Source organism: Pedobacter sp., from assembly GCF_040513095.1.
Taxonomy (GTDB): Bacteria; Bacteroidota; Bacteroidia; order Sphingobacteriales; family Sphingobacteriaceae; genus Pedobacter.
The window spans coordinates 25,457-46,325 of record NZ_JBEVDX010000056.1; the positions used below are offsets into that span (position 1 = coordinate 25,457).

The window sequence follows — 20,869 nt, forward strand, 5'->3', positions numbered from 1 at the left end:
TAGATATCATTCCATATCATCATGAACAAATTTTTACTTATCACCACCGCCCTTACCCTGTTCAGCTTAAAAATAACAAAAGCACAGGAAGTAGTTACCGTAGCTCAGTTTGACAGAGTTATCGTGAGTCCGCATGTGCAGGCTACCTTTACCAAAGGCGATAAAGAAAGTGTAACCATAGAAAACAGTACTGTAAGCAGAGATAAAGTGAATATTGAATCCAATGGCAAAACATTACGTGTTTACCTGGAAGGTGCGAAGGAAGTAACCAAAAATGAAAAAGTGAATGAAGGGAAGAAGTCGCTCTACCAGGGCACTGTCCTTACTGTAGCCATTTCCTATAAAACCCTGCATGATCTCTCCGTAAGAGGTGAAGAAACGATACATCTGAAGAGCAAAATCGACCAGGATGATTTTAATCTGGTGATGTATGGCGAGGCACAGGTTAATATCGACGAGCTGCGTCTGAAAACAATGCATACCGTCAGTTATGGCGAGAGCGCTTTAAATCTCAAATCAGGAACTATCGAAGATCAGAGATTTACCTCCTACGGTGAAAGCAAGATTGATGCCCTGGCTATAAAGAACAGTACAAGCACGGCTACATTATATGGAGAAGCTGAATTACGACTGAATGCTACTGACCAGATCAAGGTCACTTCTTTCGGCGAGGCTAAAGTTGGATATAAAGGCTCTCCGGCTATCAAAAGGGGCTTGAATATTGGAAAGGTGAATATTTACAAAATTGATTAAAAACAATAATTTAACCGGGACAAACGAATAACGCTATATATTCCCCGGTTATATTTCATCTTTCAACGACTGAATATATCATTTCAACGAATAGATTCGTTTAAAACAAACATATCTCCTATTATGCGCTGCAATTTTCATTTCATCAAATGAAAGCCGGGGATACTTTAAGGGATTTATGTCAGTAATACCTGAAACACCAAATGTATCCGTATGAATTTAACAAATAAGGAGGATAATTTATGGGTGTTGTTCGTATTGCGCTGATCAGGGGAAAACTTAAAGATTATATCGTGTCGGTATCCAACGCGGTTCAGGATGCAAAACTTAATACTTCAGGAAAGGGCGAAGACAGTGTCTTCGAAATGATTAAACAGTTAGAGCCCGATGAACTGATATTTTCAAAAAACTATGAATCTCCGGATTGCTCTGATGGCTTCATGTTACTGAATATCCTTGCCCCGGAGAAAACTGCCGCTGTCAGACAGCATTCTTTTGGACGGGTCATGTTTCAGCTGAATGAAAATACACAGGTAAGGCCGGAGACATTTCTGTTGGTCTACAGCGTACAGGAAAACCGCATAGGCTTTTTCGAAGAGCTGCCAGCTGGCTTCCGGATCAGCAAAAATTAGTACCAGAATGCTAAAACTTATGGATTTTTAATTTGTTAAATTGATAAATCAAATAGTTATGGCAACAGAAGAAAATAATAATGACCGTCTTGAGGAACTTGACGGCAGTGATTTTGAAATTGCTGATCACCAGCCGGACATTACAGGCTGGGAAATATACGATTCCCTGGGCGACTATATCGGGGATGTTGAAGACCTGATCTTTGATGTAGATGCGCTGAAAGTAAGATATATCATCACCAAACTTGAAGGTTATGAACTGGATGAAGAAAAGCGGGTACTGATCCCGATCGGACTGGTTACCCTAAAAGAGGATAAAGACGAAGTGCTTTTGACTGAGGCCATTTCATCAAAACTGGCCTTCCTGCCAGGATATGACGGCGAAAACATTACTGCTCTTGACGAACTGCAAATCAGAGATGTATTGACAGGCACCGCTGAACATGTTGTAGAAGTAATGAATTATAAGCATGATGCTGATGACGACTTCTATAACCACACACATTTTAACGATGAAGGCTACAATAGAAACCCTCCTGGCAAAGATGGCCTGGAAAAAGGTGAAATTATGTAATACCTTCCATTCAGTTTTGTGATCCTGATCACAGCAAATTTGTGATTTGCCTCCTGTTGTTTGTCTTTATTTAAATGGATGTTTGTATTATCATTCAATTACAGGCTGATATAAAATCAAAAACATGGAATCTCAAAACAACGATAAGTTAAAAAATACTAAAATACTTTTTGTTGTCACTTCTCACGATCAATTGGGTGACACTGGTAACAAAACAGGTTTATGGGTAGAAGAATTTGCTGCCCCCTACTATCATTTGCTTGATCATGGTGTAGACATCACCATAGCTTCACCGAAAGGTGGAAAGACCCCGATAGATCCCAAAAGTGAAGAACCTGACAGCAGTACTGAAGATACAAAAAGATATTATGCTGATCCTGCTACTATAGAAAAACTGGCTAACACTGTATTGTTGAGTGATGTGTCTGAGCAAGATTTTGATGCTGTATACTATCCTGGTGGCCACGGTCCCTTATGGGATCTTGCAGAAGACGCTCAGTCGGCCAGTCTGATCGCGTCATTCTATCAGCATAACAAGCCTGTTTCCTTTGTATGCCACGCTCCAGCTGCATTGAAAAATGTAAAAGACAGCGATGGACAACCTTTGGTTAAAGGCAAAAGCGTTACAGGTTTTACCAATACTGAAGAAGATGGTGTTGGCCTTACTGCTGTAGTACCCTTTCTTGTTGAAGATATGCTGAAGGAAAAAGGCGGAAACTATCAGAAGGGAGGCGACTGGCAGCCCTTTGCTATTACTGATGGCCTGCTGATCACAGGTCAGAACCCTGCTTCATCTGTATTGGTTGCCGATCACCTGATGGCTTTACTGGCTAAATAGATTACATCAAAAATGCCTTTGTTTAGCTTACAAAGGCATTTTTTTTATTGTTCCTGATGTGATTCGAAAGAGTAATTAGCTGTTATTTACCGTACACAAACGCAACGCTGTCCTTAACTACCAGACCACTCATATTCTGGCTGTTATATACAACTGTATACTTACCTGGTTTAGTGATAGCGTATCCTTTAAACAAATCAACATCTGCAGAAAGGCTGTCTTTAGGGTTGAGTTTCTGGTAACTGCTTGCCGGAGGCGGCATCATTCTTTTAGCCATCGCGCCTTTGTAATTTACCTCTTCTCCGTTTTCATCTTTAATGTCTAAATATTTACTCATCAAAGGCTCAAATGGAGTGTGCCATTTGCAAAACTGCTGGACACTGTCTGCTTTGTTGTAAACGGTAAATTTCAATTGTATCTGCTCACCGGCTTTGATTGTATCCTTAATTGTCATTTTTGCAAACAATGCTTTTTCTTCGGCCTGGGCACTAACTGGTGCGGTAGCAGCTGAATCTGTTTTAGCAGCATTGTCATCTGCATTACGGGTAGCAGGGCTGCACGATGCCAGTGCCAGCATAGCTGCAGGTAATATATATTTGAAGTTTTTCATAATACAAAAGTATTATTTTTCTGACGACATTTTATTTATTAATAGCATTTAATCTGCTTAGCGTTTCTCTTGATACGCCCAGGTATGCTGCAATAAACTGTTTAGGCACTTTTTGAAATAAACTTGGATACATAGCCAGCAGCTGTTCGTACCGCTGTTTAGGTGTGCTGTTGAGCAAGCTCAGAATCCTTTGCTGCAATGCCATATAACCAGCATTTACCTTTTTCCTGGTAAAATGTTCAAACTTGTGCATTTCTGAACATAACTTTTCCCTGTTTTCGAGCGTAAGGCATAATACCTCAGTATCTTCTATACAATCAAGGTATAAAGTTGCAGGGGTATTTTTATAATAAGCCTGATAATCGCCTACCCACCAGTCCTTCATACCAAATTGTAAAATATGCATTTTACTGTCCTGATCCATTGTATAAGCTTTCACACAACCGCTCAGTACATAATATTCATACCTGACGGGTTCGTCCTGCTGGATAAGGAACTGGTGTTTCCTGAAAGTTTTCTTTACGAAATGGCTGAGAATATACGCATACTCATCGTCTGTTAATGGAGAGATTTCTTCTATATGTTGTCTGAACTGAGTAGCCATGGGTGTAATTGTATTGCGCAGCTAATATCTGCTATTTATTTCATTATAAGTTTGAGTCATAGACAATATATTGTCTGTATATGTAAATATGAATACAATTGGTTATTTCTACACATGGACATACAACAATACTGCAATTAATAAGTTGTGTTTATAGTGCCTGAATCAATTCTACCTGAGATTGATAAATGGTGCTGCGCATATTTAACTATTTAACCTTTTCAAAAATGAAAAAATTTATTAACAGATACCTTATTGCAGCTGCAATACTATTTTCAGCCAACAGTGTAAATGCCCAGCAGAAAATCGGCCATCTGGATTCACAGGCAATCTTTACCAGCATGCCCGAAGCAAGAGCCGTAGCTACAACACTGGAGAGCCTTCAAAAAACAAAACAGGCAGAAATTGAAAAACTTCAAAGTGGTTATACCCTTAAGTACAACGCAGCGGTAGCAAAAAATAAGACCTTAAACGAAGCAAATAAAGAAACAGTCGGTAAAGAGCTGCAGGCTATGGGCACTGAACTCGATGCCATTAAAAGAAGTATCGACGAAGCAACCCAGAATGCACAACAGGTACTTGGTGCAAAACAGGGTGAGTTAATGACCCCCCTGCAAACTAAATTTATTACTGCTGTAAAAGCTGTGGCCAAAGAAAAAGGCATTGCTTATGTATTCGACAGCAATTCACAACAGTCTGCAAACAATATGCTGGCCTGGGAAAGCGGTATTGACCTTACTGCGGCTGTAAAAGTAAAATTAGGCATACCTGCAGGCGCTGTACCTGCAAAAAAATCTTAACAACCTTTAATTGCAAAGCCCCCGTATTTCCCCTGGATATTAGCAAGGGAAATACGGGGGCTTTCTATTCAGGCATCAGGGTGTTTCAATAATTCTTCGGCCATCCTTGCCACGCCAATGGTAGCAGAAGCTTCAATTTTCCTGACCAGGGATCCGCCACTCACATACGGTATATCCAGATCAACAACATATCTGACCACGTCATCCGGAACATAATCGATCAATCCGGCAGCAGGATAAACTGCCAGTTTAGTCCCTATAACGGCAAAGATATCAGACTCTGCACAAATTTCAGCTGCAAGTTGCAAATTGGGCACTGCTTCTCCAAACCATACCACGTGTGGCCGCAGCTGCAGTCCGTATTCACACAGGTCTCCGGGTTTAATCTCCCAGCCCTCAATGGGATAGGTTACGGCCGGATCAAAGTCAGATTGTGAACGGGTAATGACCCCATGCAGGTGCAATACATGTGTTGATCCTGCACGCTCATGAAGATCATCTATGTTCTGGGTAATGATCTGTACATCAAAATATTGTTCGAAGGATGCAAGAGTCCTGTGTGCCTCATTTGGCTCCGCCTCTATCACGCCCTTACGGCGTTCGTTGTAGAATTGCTGTACCAGTTCAGGATTTCGCCGCCAGGCCCCGGGAGTAGCTACATCTTCTATATTGTAGCCTTCCCATAGCCCGCCTTTATCCCTGAATGTCTGTAATCCGCTTTCGGCACTGATGCCGGCACCCGTTAATACTACCAGTTTTTTCATGTGAATAAATTAATGATCAATAATGAGATCCGGCACCAAACGAAATGAATCTTATGTCACGAATTTAAGCGAAAACCTACTGTCAGTGGTTAAATTTAATCAGATAAAAAAAATAATTCGTAGCTTGATGATATGGCTACTGTACAACTCAAAAGTGCTGAAGGAAAATGGATTATGGTTTCGGCCATATTGGCCTCTGCGATGGCTTTTATTGATGGCACAGCGCTCAATGTAGTTCTACCGGCATTACAGCAAAGCCTGAATGCCAATGGAACAGAACTTTTCTGGATCCTTAATGCCTATCTGCTCATGCTGGCATCACTGATCCTTATCGGCGGCGCCATGGGCGATAAGCTTGGAAGAAAAAAAGTTTTTATGTTCGGTATTGCAGTATTCATTGTTGGTTCTGCAGCCTGCGGTTTTTCGGGCTCGGTTTCGTCTCTGGTAGTCTTCAGACTGGTACAGGGAATTGGCGGGGCGCTGATGATCCCGGGCAGTTTATCCCTCATCTCATCGTCAATCGATGAAAAAGAAAGAGGAAAAGCTATCGGAACCTGGTCAGCCTTTACCACAGTAGTAACCATGGGCGGCCCGGTGATGGGCGGTGCCCTTGCTGATGCAGGTTTATGGCGTTATATTTTTTTTATCAATATTCCCATAGGAATAGCAGCCCTCCTGATGCTCTGGAAGCAGGTTAAAGAAAGCAGAGATCAGGATGCTGACCATGCTCTGGATTTCCCGGGCGCCGCGTCTATTGCACTTTGCCTTGCGTTCCTGACTTTCGGGTTTCTGCGTATTCCGGCCCTGGGCATCAACCACCTGCAGGTTTATGGATCATTGTCTGCCGGATTGTTGCTATTGCTGGCATTTATCTGGATTGAGCACGGCAGTATACACCCGATGATGCCTCTGGGCCTGTTTAAAAATATGACCTTTAGCGGTACTAACCTGCTAACCTTTTTCCTGTATGCCGGACTTGGTGCGGGTATGCTTTTCCTTTCCCTGAATATGGTACAGGTGCAGGGATACAGCCAGCTGGAATCCGGACTTACTTTCCTCCCATTTACGCTGCTGATGGTGATTATTGCCAGATTTGCAGGAAATCTTGCAGATAAATATGGCCCCAGAATCTTTCTTATTACCGGTCCTGCCACAGCGGGAGCAGGATTACTCCTCCTGTCATTCGTGGAGCAGACGGCAGGTCCATCTGATTACTGGACTACATTTTTTCCTGGTATTCTCGTATTTGGACTGGGAATGTCTATAACTGTCGCCCCACTCACTGCTGCCGTAATGGGTTCAGTGAGCGGACAGCTATCGGGTACTGCCTCAGGCATCAATAATGCAATCACACGCATTGCCAACGTTTTTGCAAATGCGATTTTTGGCGCCCTGGCTGTGGTATTTTTCTCCGGTGCATTGCAGGAACAGACCAAAGCCTTTCCTTTGAATAATAAAGAAAAACAGATGATCATGGCACAGGCAGTGAACCTTGGAAATGCTAAAGTCCCGCAACAGATAAAATCTGCCGGAGAAATGGAAATCAGGAAGGCGTATCATACAAGTTTTATCAGCGCTTATGCACAAATTATGCGGATATCAGCAGGGCTGGGTTTTCTGGGCGCGCTGATGGCATTTTTGTTTGTCAGGCATCGCGACCTGAAAAGGGAGTAGAATAATCTATGATCAGATTTTTCTGCGGGAAACGTTGTCTCAATTCAGCTGTGTTGTTGCCGCTTGTAGTTACAATCACCAGCACATCAGTATCTTTCAGGGCATCAAGAGCAGGTACAATACGCTTTTCTGTAGCTCTCTCTATGGTACCCTGTGTGACCAGAACCACTTTTTTGTATTGATTAAGCCTTCCGTCAAACCAGGGCTTTGCGCTGGTTTTTATTCCCTACCCAAATCAGGTGATATACCTGATTACCAACAACTAATCAAAAAACGAATGTGAAAATAATATATTCTAACCAAAACAGGAATAAGTAAAAGCCATTTCACACACAACTATGTATTTTAATATACTATTACCCCTTGTCATGTAAAAAATAGTTCCGACATTTATGATTGTGATCCGGGTATGCATTTTTACCAGATTTTTTCAGTTAATTTGAGTGCATTTATTTAAGATCGGTCACAGAAAGAATTGAAGGATAAAATTTAGCAACTGATTAACCGTTAGTGATTGCATTATTATTCATACTGGCACTTATTTACAACAGAAGTAATGAAAACTGTGAAGTAAAGATGTTTTACATCCCCAATATTGGGGATATTACTCTACCTGATATGGGGATAGTTTAATCCGGTTAGAATTGACACTTTTGTTCGAAAATTTATCAACACACGAAGACAACTAATAAAGAATACACTAATGGCAAAACTAGAGTACATCTGGCTTGATGGGTATAAGCCCACACAAAGCCTCCGAAGCAAAACAAAAATAGAAAAAGATTTCAGCGGCAATTTAGAAGACGTATCAAACTGGAGTTTTGACGGCTCTTCAACAGAGCAGGCACCAGGCGGTTCGTCTGACTGTGTTTTAAAACCGGTTTATATTGTTAAAGATCCACAGAGAAAAGACGCGTACCTGGTAATGTGTGAGGTACTGGACTCTTCAGGTGCGCCACATGAATCAAACGGCCGTGCACATATCGAAGATGATGACAACGATTTCTGGTTTGGTTTTGAACAGGAATACTTTTTATGGGATCCTGCAACTGATAAACCACTAGGTTTCCCGGCAGCTGGCTACCCTGCCCCACAAGGCCCATACTATTGCTCCGTAGGTGCAAAAAATGCATTCGGAAGAGAAATTGTAGAAGAGCACCTTGATGCCTGTTTAGATGCAGGATTAAATGTTGAAGGTATCAATGCTGAGGTTGCTGCGGGACAGTGGGAATTCCAGATCTTTGCAAAAGGTGCAAAAGAAGCTGGCGACCAGATCTGGCTTGCGCGTTACCTGCTGGAAAGAATTGGTGAGAAATATAATGTATCAATCAACTGGCATTGCAAACCGCTTGGTAACTTAGACTGGAACGGTTCAGGCATGCATGCGAATTTCTCTAACACCTTGCTGCGTACAGCAGGAAGCAAAGAAGTGTATGATGCAATTTGCGAAGCATTCCGTCCTGTAGTAATTGAACATATCGATGTATACGGAGCTGATAACGACCTTCGTTTAACAGGTAAACATGAAACAGCTTCGATCTATGATTTCAGCTATGGAGTGTCTGATCGTGGTGCATCTATCCGTATCCCACTAATGACTGTAGAAAAAGGATGGAATGGCTATCTCGAAGACCGTCGCCCTAATTCAGCAGCTGATCCATACAAGGTGGCAGCACGTATCATCAAGACAGTGAAATCAGCGAAGGTTTTAAGTTATAGCTAAGGCAGTTCTTTAGTGATTTAAAGATTTGCTAAAACCTTTTAACTTCATTAGCAATTGATGTTATATAAAAATCCCCGGACAGTTTGCCCGGGGATTTTCTGTTATACAAACCTTTTTGAAACTCTGTCCCAATTGACCACATTCCACCATGCGGTAATATAATCATTGCGTTTGTTCTGGTATTTAAGATAGTAGGCATGTTCCCATACGTCCAATGCAAGCAAAGGAGTACCTTTCACAGCAGCAGTATCCATCAGAGGATTATCCTGATTAGGTGTTGAGGTAATCTTTAATGTTCCATGGTCATTTACCAGCCATGCCCATCCTGAACCGAATTGGGCAAGTGCAGCTTTGGAAAACAGGTCCTTAAACTGATCCATTGAACCAAAGGACTTATCTATTGCAGCTTTTAGTTTAGCCGAGGGTGCAGAAGCCGGCGCCGCCTGCATCGTTTCCCAGAAGAAATTATGGTTCCAGACACCACCCCCATTATTTTTGGCTTTGGCAGATAATTTAGAGGCCTGTCCAAAAAAATCCGCAGCACTTTTAAAAGTCAGGTTTTCGGCCTTTACAGCCTCATTGACATTTTTCACATACGTAGCATGGTGTTTTGTATAGTGAATTTCCATCGTTAAAGTATCAATCGAGGGCATCAAAGCATCGTAGGCGTATGGTAACGGTACTTGTGAGAAGACGAAAGCCGCGGCTCCCTCCTCCTGCGCAACTGCCGAATGTACGGGAGGTTCGAAAGCGAGTGAACTTAATGGAGAAATTGCCGGAATTGCAGCCAGCAACAGCGAACTTTTAATGAAATTTCTGCGGTTATGATGTTCCATAATATGAAATATTGAAAAGAAGAATTTACCTTTATTAATACATTTTGACGCAAAATTGTTTGCAATGATTTTATGACAAACGTCTGTGCAACCGTATCTTAATTCAAATCTTTACATGACGATGGAAACACTATTAAATAAGTTATGGCTATACAACAATTGGGCTAATCAGTTGCTCATGAATTCTATACAGCAACAGACCGGGGACATCCCTTATAAAACAATGCACCTGCTAAGCCATATCATGAATGCTCAGGTCGTATGGCTGGAGAGAATCAAAGGATTGCGGAACAGTGTCGGCATATGGGATGACCACGATCTGGAAAGCTGCAGAAAGATGCACGAACAGGCTTCTCTCGGCATTAAAGAAGTGTTAATGTTGCGCTCAGCCAGCTTACAGCAAACAATTTTTTATACCAACTCAAATGGGGTAGCTTATGAAACTCAGTTGGATGATATCCTGATGCAGATCTTTAATCACGGAACTTACCACAGGGGCCAGATTGCTCAGGACCTCCGTATCAATGCGCTGGATCCGATAGGCACCGACTATATCGCCTTTGTAAGATCACACTAAGGAAGCCGGTAGATTTGAAAAGCCCGTTCTTTACAGGAACGGGCTCCTTTAATGTGAAATTACTTCAGTGCAGCGGCAGAAGAAGCAGTTAAAAGCTGAATGATTTTATGGAAGATCTCCTTATTTTGATACATACCTGTAAATAATTCTGCCTGAGGCCCATAGGCAAACACAGGAACCATAATATTGGTATGATCGTTTGTACTGAAGTTACCCAGTATCCTGCCTTTTTTCTGATCGGCTGCAAGCAAGCTCAAACCTCCCGTCTCATGATCGGCAGTAACGATAACTAAAGTCTGTCCATCCTTATCTGCATATTTCATTGCAGCACCAACTGTACGGTCAAGATCCATTAGTTCCGTAACGATATATGGCAGGTTATTATCATGACCTCCATAATCTACCTGTGCACCTTCTGCCATAATGAAAAAGCCCTTTTTATCAGCTGACAATAACCTGATTGTTTGTTCGAGAGCTGTTTTAAGCATATCTCCCCTGCCTTTCAGGATGGGCCGGGTTACACTGTCGGCAACAAGCACGAGTTTTTTTCCCGGTTTAGCCTGTTCCAGTGATTTAAGATCCGGAAGGTATTCATAGCCCCTGCCTTTGATTTTAGCCATCAGTTCTTTATCAGTATTTTCCAGAAAGCTTTTCCTGTTGGGGCCAATTAAAATCTCTGCCTTACTGTTCAAAAAATCCCGCGCAATTTTATCAGACCAGTTGCGCTCAGGCTGATGCGCATAAAATGCGGCAGGTGTAGCGTCGGTAATATCACCACTGCTGATAATCGCCGATTTGATTCCAAAACCTATTAATGTATCCGGAATATTTGTCAGTGGCTTTCCAAGACTGTCCGCTCCCACATATCTGTTGTTGGACTTTTCACCATTTGCAATAGCAGTGGCACCGGCGGCAGAATCCGTATTCCCGGAGTTGGCAGCCTTTGTAAGTGAAAAACCGATGTGCCGGATCCCGGCAAGGTTCAGATTGCCATGATTGGCAGTTAATGCAGCCTGAATCTGCGCCAGCCCCATTCCATCTCCAATGAGAAGTATCACATTTTTTACTAAGGTGGCTTTGCCATCAGATTGGTACGACGGTTTGTAGGGACGATAAGATTCGGGACTGCTGTATTCTGTTTTATTGCGCGCAGCATAAAATGAGTGCAGCATTTCCGGATGATCGGTACCAATCCAGTCAACCCCAAGGTTTTCCAGCTCGATCCAGGTATTGTAACTATCCTGCGTAGCCCAGAAACGGAAAGGCTTCTTCATCAGGTGGGCCTCAGCTATAACTTTTAAAAGTTTCAGGGTGTCTGCTACAGGCGGATTTCCTTTGCCGTTCCAATCCGTATAGGAATGCATGTCATCACTGATCATCGCCACACGTTTGAGCTGCTCAGCAGTATAGTTGATCCCCGGTCTGCCGTCAAAAGAAATATATGAGGGGTAATTTTTATACTGGGCAGCAGCAGGCATATCTCCACTGATCACAATCCTCACCGGCTTTTTACTCAGCGAAGGATCGATCATACTTCGGTAAGCCTCCAGTTGTTTGATTAGCACCGGGAGTACCTGTGCATAGTTTTCCTTGATATCAATTACCAGCTGAAGGCTACGATTGTCGTTTGCATACGGCTGGTTGCCGTTCTTTTTATACAGCTGGTAAAGCGGTTCCAGGTAAACGCTCTTCAGTGTTTTACCCGGAACGATCTGTTTAAATTCGTGTGCTACAAAAAGCTGGTTTGCTGTAAGAAAAACGTCTGCCTCAATAGAATTCATTTTTGAATTATAGGCACTAAGAAAGGGTATCGGCTGTGCATAGTCGTTGTGAGAATGTACAAGAATATGCTCAGGTTTAGTTCTTTGGCCATAGCCTGAAAGTGCCAGGAGCAGCAGCAACAAAGAACAGATGTTTTTAGTTAAATACATATTTAATAATTTGAATTACCGGCCATAGCGAATTCGGTTACCAGCCCGCATTTTGTTTTATAATCCCGCCGCTGTTATCAATTTCCTTTTGCGGAACTGCCCATACCGCATTGGTGACAGGGTTGAAGTTACGTGCAGCCCAGATCACCGCGCCGTTTGCACCATGACTTGGCTGCGCATAGGCTGCCTGAGCATCTCCCCATCGTACAAGATCACGGTGACGGTCGGCCCACTCCCCGGCAAGTTCACAACGGCGCTGCTTTTTCAGTTCGGTCATGGTTGCCCCGCTTATTGCAGCAAGACCAGCACGTGTACGGATCTGGTTAATTTCAGTATCTGCACTTTTACCCTGCATCAATTCTGCTTCGGCCTTGATCAGGAGAACTTCAGCATAGCGTAGCAAAGGAGGGTTCAGGTCCGTTGTAGGGTGGTCGCCATTCGGACTGATATGTGTTCCTACGGGACTGGCGTACTTAAAAGGATCCATGTATTTATTGAACTGGTAGCCCGATAAGCTATTATCAGAACTGTAGGTCCTTATTGCCCCAAAAAAAGTGAAGGTATCACCCGGTTTAAGGATGGTAACAGACCTGCGTTTGTCCGCAGCATCAAAGGCATCATAAAGTTCTTTAGTTGGTGTATAATAGCCCCAGCCATTGTACAGTCCCCAGGCTTTGTTCTCAAGCATTACTCCGGGAAGAATACTTCCCCAGCCTCCTTCGCCACTTGGTGTACTGTAAGCTGACCAGATATACTCTGTCCCCCAGTTCTCTGCTGCAGTGAACACATCGGCATAATTAGTTTTCAAGGCCCTGCCACCAAACCTGATTACAGAATCTGCATACAGTTCTGCATTGGCATAGTCCTTTTTATAGAGATACATTTTCGAAAGGTAGGCCCAGGCAGCAGTTTTGTGCGGACGGCCATAATCTGCTGCAGCCATTGCTGCAAACATTGGCAGCTGACTGGCTGCTTTTTTTAGCTGGCTTTCAATATAAGTATAGTTTGCTGCAATATTCGCCGCCCGCGGCGTGGGATTCGGATCATTCGAATTGTCTGGTGTTACCAGGGGTACTCCAGCACGGTCATCCGCATAGTTATAAGACAGTTGGAAATACATCAGTCCGCTTAAAAAGTTAGCTTCCCCGAGGTAACGGTTTTTAAGAGACTGGTCCATCGTAATGCCTGGTATATTCATCAGTACGTCATTTGCTGCTTTGATAACCGCATAACGCATTGACCACTGGTCTCGCGTGTACGAACCTGAAACGTAGGCTGAGTTAAAATTCCTCAGATTATCTGCCTGTCCGTTTGAGCGGCCTGTAACCATATCATCACTGGCGTTCATGTACCACATGAAACCACGACCGTAAAATTCTTCGCCATCAAAATTTCTGTAGATAGCATTTACACCTTTCAGTGCATCCTCAGGAGTTTGCCAGAAGTTTCCTTTGGATGGTTCACCCTGTGGTGTGATATCGAGTTGTTTGGTACATCCGGAAGACAGGGCAAGCATGAACAGGGATGTAAAGAGTATGTAACAATTTCTGATATTCATTGGAGTATTTTTATTTGTGAAAACCTTTTAAAAATTAACATTCAGACCAAACATTACCGATCTGGCCTGCGGATACCTGCCTACATCTATACCGTTCAGCTCTGAGCCAACTTCAGGGTCAAATCCTGTGTATTTGGTAATGGTAAACAGGTTATTGGCAGTTACATAAAGCCTCATGTTGCTCATTTTTAATTTTTCAAGGAAGGCCTTGTGTAATGTATATCCCAGCGTCACGTTTTTAATTCGCAGATAAGAACCGTTTTCCAGGTAAAAATCAGAAGTATTGCTGAAATTACCATTGTTATCACGCGCTGAAACCCGTGGAATTTCGCCCCCTGTATTGGTCGGCGACCATGCCTCGAGTATAGCAGCATCTTTGTTATAATTCTGGCCTGACGCAGCATTCAATGTCATATATTTTATCCCGTTGAAGATTTTGCTGCCCTGTACGCCCTGGGCAAAAATATTGATATCAAAATTCTTGTAATTCGCGTTGAAACTGAATCCGTAAGAGAAATCCGGCAATGCACTTCCTTTATATACACGGTCGTTGTTATCAATTTTACCGTCGCCGTTTTGGTCAACAAATTTCAGGTCACCTGCTACTGCATTTGGCTGTATTACCGTTCCGCTGGCAGACTTGTAATTTTTAGCTTCATCGGTACTCTGAAATATACCGGCAGTTTGTATCACATAATAGGAATACAAAGGCTGGTCTACCTGTATCCTGATCGGATCAAGTATCGCTCTTACCGTCTGGTCTATAGACAGGCTTGAATTTCCGTCAGGCAGTGACAGTAGTTTGTTGCTTACTTTCGTGAAAGTAAGGTTCATGCTGTACTGAAATTCATGTCCTTCCTTATTTTTATAGTTGATGCCGAACTCAGCACCCCTGTCCCTGAACAAACCACCATTTACCCACTGGCTTTCCACTCCGGTTGTACTGGTTAAAGTTTTACGTATAATCATGTTGTCCGTTTTCTTTACGAAGTAGTCGGCGCTCAGTGTAAGGCGGTTGTCTAAAACTCCTGCATCAATACCAAAGTCCGTCTGTTTGGAGGTAGCCCAGGTCAGCGAAGGATTTGCCAGCACATTTTCATAATATCCGTTAGTAAGTGTTGGAGTTGCCCCCATATAGATCTGGCTCTTGCTCAACAGCGGATTAACCGAAGTAGCCTCCAGACTTCCAAGGTTACCCAGAACACCATAACTTCCCCTAACCTTCAGCAAGTTCAGCCAGGTGGTATTTTTCAGGAAATCCTCATTAGACAACACCCAGCCTGCAGACACTGAACCATAGTTCTGGAAACGGTTTTCTTCTGATACCAGTGAACTTCCGTCGCGTCTGCCGATCAGTGAAAGCAGGTATTTGGCATTATAATCGTAATTTACCCTTCCGATGTAGGAAATCAGGGAGGTTGTATTTTTCTCACTTGTTGAAGGAAAAATTGTATTGGCATTCTGGAGATAGCGGTAATTCTCAGACTCATCATCAAATCCACGTGCATAAACATACAATCTTTCATTTGTAGTTTTCTGAAAGGTATAACCACCAAGCAGGTTCAGGTGATGTGCACCGAAAGCATGATCATAGTTCAGGGTTTGCTCTGTCAGAAGGTCTACGTTATTTTTCGACTCCTGTGTAAGCTGGTTAAAATCAAATATCTTTCCGATCTCCGGAACTTTGGTTTCAAACTGTTTGAAAAAAGTAGATGTCTTGGTAATCGACAGGTTTGACCTGAATCTAAGGTCTTTCAGGATAGTAACTTCGGCGTATGGGTTGATATTAAGGTCCTGAACCGGATTGCTGATATCCAAACGCTGCAGATAGGCAACCGGATTGATTACATCACCATATGCACCGGCATACTGTGCCGGCAATCCGGAAAATGCGCCGGAAGGAGTATATACTGAAACACTTGGTGGATAAAAAAGTGCCGAGACAATGGCACCTGTGTAAGCACTCGTTGTACTTGCAGTATTACCATTTGTATTGGAATAAAACATGTTTTCACCAATCTTTAACCAGGGAGTAATCTGGTGACTGGAATTTAGCCTGAAATTGTAGCGGCGCCCATAGGTATTTTGTAAAATACCTTCAGTATTGCGGTAGTTGAAACCACTGTAAAAGTTGGATGTTTCATTGCCCCCACTCATGCCAAAGGTATATTCCTGCTGCATTCCTGTACGGAAAACTTCATCTACCCAGTTTGTTTTGGTAAGCTGTCCATCGGGATAGACCGAAGCGTCGAATGCCGGATTCCTTGCTATACCTGCATTGTCTGCCGCTAGATTTGAAACAGCAGCATACTGCGCTGCGTCCAAAGCCTGTACTTTCTTCCAGGCGTTCTGGAACCCATTCTTTACATCCAGTGAGACAGCAATCTTTCCGGCTTTACCCTTCTTTGTGGTAATCAGGATAACACCACCAGAAGCCCTTGCGCCATAAATAGCAGCAGAAGCATCTTTTAGTACAGACATAGACTCTATATCATTTGGATTAAGGTTTGGCGTGCCTGTATAAATCGACCCATCTACTACGTAAAGTGGCTCTTCGCCATTGATACCACCTACACCGCGCACACTTACTTTTGGTTTTCCGGTTGGATCCCCGCCCTCATTGCTTACGGTTACTCCCGGAGTTTTTCCCTGAAGTGCCTCGGTAAAATTACCCAGAGATCTTGAGGTTAGCTTATCAGTCTGTACCTCAGAAACAGCGCCAGAGACCGCAGATTTCTTCTGTGTACCATAACCGACCACTATGACCTCATTAAGATTACCGGCGGAAGGTTTCATAGTAATCAACAGGCTTTTTTCGCTGCTAACTGTTAGTGTTTGTTTTTCATATCCGATGTAGGAAATCTCCAGGACACTGTTTAAGGGTGCGGTAATCACAAACTGACCGCTGGCATCGGTTGATACACCATTGGTTGTACCCTGTACTTTTACACTTACACCAAACATAGCTTCGCCCCTTTCATCGAGCACTTTTCCGGTAACGGTCAGTCTGGATTCATTTGATACCTGCCCCGAGATCACAACTACATTGCTATCAATAGAATAAGCCAGCCGACCGCTTAACAACTGATTGAGTATCCGGCCCAAAGGCGCTTCATCAACTTTCAGGTTAACTTTGCCTAACCTTTTCAGCAGGGCATTGTTATAGAAGAAACGGTAATCGCTTTCATGCTGTATAGCAGAGAGAATTGTGCTGATTTCAGCCTGCTTTATATCAAAGCTGAAGGTGTTTTGAGAATAAACTTTTGCTGCCTGAACCTGCAGACTGCAAACTAGCGTAATGATAAAGCCTAATTTCATGATCCGGAGAAATTTCAGACATGGGGATATCCGTAGGACAGCAGTAGCCCTTTTGTTTTTTTTCATACATTTGTGTTAAGAGTATTAAAATTTGGAGTAAAGATTTCGAAGGCTTACTCCTTTTATTAATTTCATTCAGGGGAGAGCTTGCTCTGCCCTGTTTCTAAGGATCTGCCTGATAGTAGATTTTTTCCATACTTTACTTGGTTTTACTGATGCTTAAAATTATTGTATCTCCTTTTAGTTCGTATTCAAACTCCGTGATCATCTGCAGCAAATGCAATGCACGCTTCAGATCTTCAGTTTCAAAAACTCCCGTAATCAGCTCGCTTTTGAGTTGCTCCTGCTGAAAGACAAGTTTTACTTTGTATTTACGTTCTATCACTTTGGCCACTTCGCCAAAAGATTCGTTGTTGAATGCAACTTTGCGGGACAGCCAGGCAATCTCATAAATATCATCTGCAGCTATACTGCCGGCAATTGTCTGCAGTTTATATTTGACCTCGCCGGGCAAATGTGCCGTCTTAATGTTACTAAACCGTTTTGATACAGTTAACTTTTCATTTGGCACAAGCGTAATCTGTTTATCCGGTTCACCATCCATTACCACCTGTACTTTGCCGTGGATGAGCGTGGTTTCTACATTCGCATCATCCTGATAAGCTTTCACATTGAATGCTGTACCCAGCACTTTAACGGTTAAGTTTCCTGCGTGTACGAGAAAGGGACGGTGAGGATTTTTAGTCACTTCAAAATATGCTTCTCCCTGCAGCATCACCTCTCTGCTGCCGGCAGCGAAATGTACAGGGTACGATAGAATGGTGCCTGCATTCATTTTTACGGTACTGCCATCTGGCAGCTGTATACGAAGGGTTTTTCCAAAGGGAACCTTCCATGTTTTGTACGCGCCAGATACCCCTTGACGGTCAGCATATCTATTTTGATAAAGTACAACACCAGCTGTAAAAACACACAGTAACACTGCGGCAGCAGCAATCCACCTTTTATAATCTAAGCTTTTCCTGTTCTTCAAAACCGGGGAAGGCCTGTTCGTTGCAGCATTGATCTGTTTCCAGATCCTGTTGAGCTGGAGCTGAACTTCCTCATCACGGGGAGTAGCTTTTATATCAGACTTTAATACCCGTGTAACCTCTTCAATTTGCTGGTATTCCGGAAATCTTTTGAGCAGGGCAGTCAATTCCAGCAGCTCCTCTTCGGTTGCATTTGCTGAAATCTTTTTTACCAGCAGCTCTCTGATCCTGATCTTTTCCATTCTTCCTTATTTATTGCTTATTCCTTGAATGAGGACACACATTTTAATAAAATTCCTAAAGAAATTTCAAATAACATCAAACTTGCGGCGGTTTCTTAAGAAAAAGATAGACAATGAGGGTATATCCCCAAAAAAAACATGTTTTACGTATACGCAGACCTAAACAAACCGCAGGAAGTAGGTAAAAAATACATCAGTCTTGTGTGAAGTATCAAATACCGGTATTTTAAAAAGTGTTGACCGGACATCTTCATTCCCGGATATGAAAGCCTGAAAGTTGTTAGCATAATAACCTGAGCAGCCGAACTAACTTTGTTTTGTCTCTTTAACGACAAGTTCTTCGAGTTTTTTTATAGCAATACTGAGTTGAGCAAATACAGTTTTATTGGATATCTCCAGGATTTGCGCAACCTCATTTGCCGTTAGGTTATCTTCACGTATCATTTTAAAGATCACCCTACAACGTGGCGGCAATTGATTTACAGCCTGATCTATAGATAACTTCATCTGTTTGCCGATCATCAGCTGTTCCGGATTAGGCTGTAGGACAAACAGCTCAAAAGACTGCTCATAAGCGGTCATAAATGAGTTTTTCCTGGACGATACCCTGTTCAGATAATTCAGGGAAGCATTTTTAACGGCAACATAAAGGTAAACTGTTAAATTCCGTATTTTATCCAGCTTAGCCCTGTCTAACCACAGCCTGACAAAAACATCATTTACAATTTCTTCGGCAATCTCCTTCTCCTTTACAAAGGAATAGGCGAACTGAAAGATCTTAACAACGTTTTGCTGATAAAGCTGGTTAAAGGCCATCTCATCGTTATGAAATTGGATACGATGGATAAGTTGTTCCATAACTGAGCTCGCTATGGAATAAAACTACGCAAAAATTTCTTTTCTGCAGACATAATATCAAGAACCTCCTTCTGTTTTAAAGCCTGCCCGTATACTTTGACCTGATCAATATACCCATGAAAAACCCTTTCTGACGGAAACTCTTCATTCCTGCCGATCTGCCACCTGCTCTCTGCCGACAGATTGACCAGGCCATCCACTTTCGCAGCAGCACTGGGTTTACCATCTACATAGAGATAAAGCATATCTCCTGAACATACGCCTGCAAGGTGATGCCATTGGTTCATCCAGTTTGCAGGGAGGTCTATAGTAATATCCCCACGCCCCCATCCTCCGGCAAAAAACGTTAAAGTTTTGTTATTATTTGTTTGCAGCACGTGATGATCCCCTTTACTGAGCATATCCACCAGCCCGCTTTCGTTTCCCTTTTCAGGATAAACCCAGCACATCATTGTAAGGCTTTCCCCCATTTGATCAAGGCTTATGGCACTGGGTACCTCCACAAAGCTGTCTTCACCAAGTAATACCTGGTTACCTTTTGTGGTGGTGGTTCCTGATTTACCATTGATTATAGCATGATTTTCAAAACCGGAACGGTCTGCAAGGGTATCATTATTATTTTTTACCAGCGAAAGATCAAGCAGTAATGAGGAAGTGTCAGTGCTGTAAACTTTGTATTTCGCAGATTGATAACCTGTTGGTGAAGATCCATGATGTAGGCTGACAAGAATGTTACCAACCGTTAAAGTATATAGACCCGCCTGCCCCGCGACAAACTGATGCTCAGTAAACTTAGTTTTTCCAGGGCCAAGGGTAATTGTATCTGTAAATAATACCAGGTCATTGATCTTCAGTGGAATTTTAAATTCCTGTGTATGCCCTGTCAGATTTTGCAGCACATAGCTGATTTTTTGTGCGGTATGCTGCTTAACCATAGGGCTAAACTTTAGTCCAGACACCTGGTATGGAGAAATTACAGGCTTTAGCGGCTCCACTACAGTAATACGCTGACCATTTTGGGCCGACAAACCTATCGTCAGATTACCCGGATCGTATAGGCGGCAACTCACAGAATCCTGCACTGTACCTCCTGCAGGAACGAGCACATTTTTAAACAGCAGTGGTTTACCATTGGCATATACTACGATTTTTTGAGTACCCAGACTGCCTTTGTTAATCAGGTTAAAAAAAATCCGGAACTGTTCATTCGGCTCCACTGTATTTTTACTCAATTTATAATTAATGATACTGATTTCAGCAGCGGTTTTGGTTTCTGATAAAGCTGAGGGATCACGGTCTTCCGGCCAGTTACCATCAGCTGATTTACTCATCACAAATTCCAATGTCCCACCCTGCATGATTTGCTTGTGTGCAATTACCAATTGTTCATAAGGCTGATGGTTTAACTGAAGGGACTTTACATACTTATTTGCGCGCGACTGTCCAGCGGCATCTATAGTGAAAGTTTTTTGACCAGCAAGATGGAGCTTCACTGATTGAAACAATGGAGCACCTATTGCATACAGCGGGCGTCCGGGGCTAAGCG

The 20,869-nt window shown here is 42.8% G+C and carries 19 protein-coding genes; 8 read left to right on the forward strand and 11 right to left on the reverse strand.

What is annotated here, in order from left to right:
• The first annotated feature begins 21 nt into the window (after positions 1-21).
• The 4 genes from ABWY16_RS07750 to ABWY16_RS07765 all read left to right on the forward strand — a co-directional run bounded on the left by ABWY16_RS07750 (position 22) and on the right by ABWY16_RS07765 (position 2,797).
• Positions 22-753 carry a head GIN domain-containing protein gene (locus ABWY16_RS07750; protein WP_353904073.1) on the forward strand — a complete coding sequence of 244 codons (732 nt, stop codon included), beginning with the start codon at positions 22-24 and terminating at the stop codon, positions 751-753.
• A gap of 242 nt (positions 754-995) precedes the next feature.
• Positions 996-1,385 carry a hypothetical protein gene (locus ABWY16_RS07755; protein ID WP_353904074.1) on the forward strand — a complete coding sequence of 130 codons (390 nt, stop codon included), beginning with the start codon at positions 996-998 and terminating at the stop codon, positions 1,383-1,385.
• Between the two features lie 58 nt (positions 1,386-1,443).
• Positions 1,444-1,959: a PRC-barrel domain-containing protein gene (locus ABWY16_RS07760; protein ID WP_353904075.1), complete on the forward strand. Its 516-nt coding sequence runs from the start codon at positions 1,444-1,446 to the stop codon at positions 1,957-1,959.
• Positions 1,960-2,083: 124 nt separating this feature from the next.
• A complete protein-coding gene (locus ABWY16_RS07765) occupies positions 2,084-2,797 on the forward strand; it encodes a type 1 glutamine amidotransferase domain-containing protein (protein ID WP_353904076.1) in 714 nt (237 codons plus the stop codon).
• Between the two features lie 82 nt (positions 2,798-2,879).
• Here ABWY16_RS07765 and ABWY16_RS07770 read toward each other — a convergent pair whose 3' ends face one another.
• Together ABWY16_RS07770 and ABWY16_RS07775 are read right to left on the reverse strand one after the other, a co-directional pair.
• On the reverse strand, positions 2,880-3,407 hold the full coding sequence (locus tag ABWY16_RS07770) for a protease (RefSeq protein WP_353904077.1): 528 nt from the start codon (positions 3,405-3,407) through the stop codon (positions 2,880-2,882).
• Between the two features lie 31 nt (positions 3,408-3,438).
• On the reverse strand, positions 3,439-4,011 hold the full coding sequence (locus ABWY16_RS07775) for a Crp/Fnr family transcriptional regulator (RefSeq protein WP_353904078.1): 573 nt from the start codon (positions 4,009-4,011) through the stop codon (positions 3,439-3,441).
• Between the two features lie 227 nt (positions 4,012-4,238).
• Here ABWY16_RS07775 and ABWY16_RS07780 point away from each other — a divergent pair, with 227 nt between their 5' ends.
• Positions 4,239-4,811 carry an OmpH/Skp family outer membrane protein gene (locus ABWY16_RS07780; protein WP_353904079.1) on the forward strand — a complete coding sequence of 191 codons (573 nt, stop codon included), beginning with the start codon at positions 4,239-4,241 and terminating at the stop codon, positions 4,809-4,811.
• Positions 4,812-4,879: 68 nt separating this feature from the next.
• On the opposite strand, the gene ABWY16_RS07785 is transcribed toward ABWY16_RS07780, so the two are convergent.
• Complete coding sequence (locus ABWY16_RS07785; RefSeq protein ID WP_353904080.1) at positions 4,880-5,575, reverse strand: SIR2 family NAD-dependent protein deacylase; 696 nt, start codon at positions 5,573-5,575, stop codon at positions 4,880-4,882.
• 132 nt (positions 5,576-5,707) lie between these two features.
• Between ABWY16_RS07785 and ABWY16_RS07790 the strand changes: the two genes are divergently transcribed.
• Positions 5,708-7,249 carry an MFS transporter gene (locus ABWY16_RS07790; protein WP_353904081.1) on the forward strand — a complete coding sequence of 514 codons (1,542 nt, stop codon included), beginning with the start codon at positions 5,708-5,710 and terminating at the stop codon, positions 7,247-7,249.
• On the opposite strand, the gene ABWY16_RS07795 is transcribed toward ABWY16_RS07790, so the two are convergent.
• On the reverse strand, positions 7,221-7,418 hold the full coding sequence (locus tag ABWY16_RS07795) for a hypothetical protein (protein WP_353904082.1): 198 nt from the start codon (positions 7,416-7,418) through the stop codon (positions 7,221-7,223). The two genes, ABWY16_RS07790 and ABWY16_RS07795, sit on opposite strands and share 29 nt — an antisense overlap.
• Before the next feature lie 534 nt (positions 7,419-7,952).
• Here ABWY16_RS07795 and ABWY16_RS07800 point away from each other — a divergent pair.
• Complete coding sequence (locus ABWY16_RS07800) at positions 7,953-8,972, forward strand: glutamine synthetase beta-grasp domain-containing protein (RefSeq protein ID WP_353904083.1); 1,020 nt, start codon at positions 7,953-7,955, stop codon at positions 8,970-8,972.
• 101 nt (positions 8,973-9,073) lie between these two features.
• On the opposite strand, the gene ABWY16_RS07805 is transcribed toward ABWY16_RS07800, so the two are convergent.
• Positions 9,074-9,808, reverse strand: a complete 735-nt coding sequence (locus tag ABWY16_RS07805; protein ID WP_353904084.1) for a superoxide dismutase — start codon at positions 9,806-9,808, stop codon at positions 9,074-9,076.
• 121 nt (positions 9,809-9,929) lie between these two features.
• On the opposite strand from ABWY16_RS07805, the gene ABWY16_RS07810 reads away from it, so the two are divergent.
• Complete coding sequence (locus ABWY16_RS07810) at positions 9,930-10,385, forward strand: DinB family protein (protein WP_353904085.1); 456 nt, start codon at positions 9,930-9,932, stop codon at positions 10,383-10,385.
• Positions 10,386-10,444: 59 nt separating this feature from the next.
• Here ABWY16_RS07810 and ABWY16_RS07815 read toward each other — a convergent pair whose 3' ends face one another.
• From ABWY16_RS07815 to ABWY16_RS07840, 6 genes are all read right to left on the reverse strand, one after another.
• Positions 10,445-12,316, reverse strand: coding sequence for an alkaline phosphatase (locus tag ABWY16_RS07815; protein WP_353904086.1), 1,872 nt, complete (start codon positions 12,314-12,316; stop codon positions 10,445-10,447).
• Between the two features lie 37 nt (positions 12,317-12,353).
• A complete protein-coding gene (locus ABWY16_RS07820) occupies positions 12,354-13,874 on the reverse strand; it encodes a RagB/SusD family nutrient uptake outer membrane protein (RefSeq protein ID WP_353904087.1) in 1,521 nt (506 codons plus the stop codon).
• A gap of 27 nt (positions 13,875-13,901) precedes the next feature.
• Positions 13,902-17,258 carry a TonB-dependent receptor gene (locus ABWY16_RS07825; RefSeq protein WP_353904088.1) on the reverse strand — a complete coding sequence of 1,119 codons (3,357 nt, stop codon included), beginning with the start codon at positions 17,256-17,258 and terminating at the stop codon, positions 13,902-13,904.
• 133 nt (positions 17,259-17,391) lie between these two features.
• The gene (locus ABWY16_RS07830; protein WP_353904089.1) at positions 17,392-18,465 is read right to left on the reverse strand and encodes a FecR family protein; all 1,074 of its coding nucleotides are present in this window, start codon (positions 18,463-18,465) and stop codon (positions 17,392-17,394) included.
• Positions 18,466-18,771: 306 nt separating this feature from the next.
• Positions 18,772-19,323 (reverse strand): RNA polymerase sigma-70 factor, encoded by a 552-nt coding sequence (locus ABWY16_RS07835; RefSeq protein ID WP_353904090.1) that lies wholly within the window; start codon positions 19,321-19,323, stop codon positions 18,772-18,774.
• 11 nt (positions 19,324-19,334) lie between these two features.
• The coding region (locus ABWY16_RS07840; protein WP_353904091.1) for a LamG domain-containing protein at positions 19,335-20,869 on the reverse strand (1,535 nt) is incomplete at its 5' end.

Bases quoted from the DNA above. Each gene is read 5' to 3' on its own strand.
- ABWY16_RS07810 (WP_353904085.1), top strand. From the start codon at position 9,930: ATGGAAACACTATTAAATAAGTTATGGCTATACAACAATTGGGCTAAT.
- ABWY16_RS07750 (WP_353904073.1), top strand. From the start codon at position 22: ATGAACAAATTTTTACTTATCACCACCGCCCTTACCCTGTTCAGCTTA.
- ABWY16_RS07805 (WP_353904084.1), bottom strand. From the start codon at position 9,808: ATGGAACATCATAACCGCAGAAATTTCATTAAAAGTTCGCTGTTGCTG.
- ABWY16_RS07820 (WP_353904087.1), bottom strand. From the start codon at position 13,874: ATGAATATCAGAAATTGTTACATACTCTTTACATCCCTGTTCATGCTT.
- ABWY16_RS07765 (WP_353904076.1), top strand. From the start codon at position 2,084: ATGGAATCTCAAAACAACGATAAGTTAAAAAATACTAAAATACTTTTT.
- ABWY16_RS07790 (WP_353904081.1), top strand. From the start codon at position 5,708: ATGGCTACTGTACAACTCAAAAGTGCTGAAGGAAAATGGATTATGGTT.
- ABWY16_RS07815 (WP_353904086.1), bottom strand. From the start codon at position 12,316: ATGTATTTAACTAAAAACATCTGTTCTTTGTTGCTGCTGCTCCTGGCA.
- ABWY16_RS07785 (WP_353904080.1), bottom strand. From the start codon at position 5,575: ATGAAAAAACTGGTAGTATTAACGGGTGCCGGCATCAGTGCCGAAAGC.
- ABWY16_RS07760 (WP_353904075.1), top strand. From the start codon at position 1,444: ATGGCAACAGAAGAAAATAATAATGACCGTCTTGAGGAACTTGACGGC.
- ABWY16_RS07830 (WP_353904089.1), bottom strand. From the start codon at position 18,465: ATGGAAAAGATCAGGATCAGAGAGCTGCTGGTAAAAAAGATTTCAGCA.
- ABWY16_RS07835 (WP_353904090.1), bottom strand. From the start codon at position 19,323: ATGGAACAACTTATCCATCGTATCCAATTTCATAACGATGAGATGGCC.
- ABWY16_RS07770 (WP_353904077.1), bottom strand. From the start codon at position 3,407: ATGAAAAACTTCAAATATATATTACCTGCAGCTATGCTGGCACTGGCA.
- ABWY16_RS07825 (WP_353904088.1), bottom strand. From the start codon at position 17,258: ATGAAAAAAAACAAAAGGGCTACTGCTGTCCTACGGATATCCCCATGT.
- ABWY16_RS07775 (WP_353904078.1), bottom strand. From the start codon at position 4,011: ATGGCTACTCAGTTCAGACAACATATAGAAGAAATCTCTCCATTAACA.
- ABWY16_RS07755 (WP_353904074.1), top strand. From the start codon at position 996: ATGGGTGTTGTTCGTATTGCGCTGATCAGGGGAAAACTTAAAGATTAT.
- ABWY16_RS07800 (WP_353904083.1), top strand. From the start codon at position 7,953: ATGGCAAAACTAGAGTACATCTGGCTTGATGGGTATAAGCCCACACAA.
- ABWY16_RS07780 (WP_353904079.1), top strand. From the start codon at position 4,239: ATGAAAAAATTTATTAACAGATACCTTATTGCAGCTGCAATACTATTT.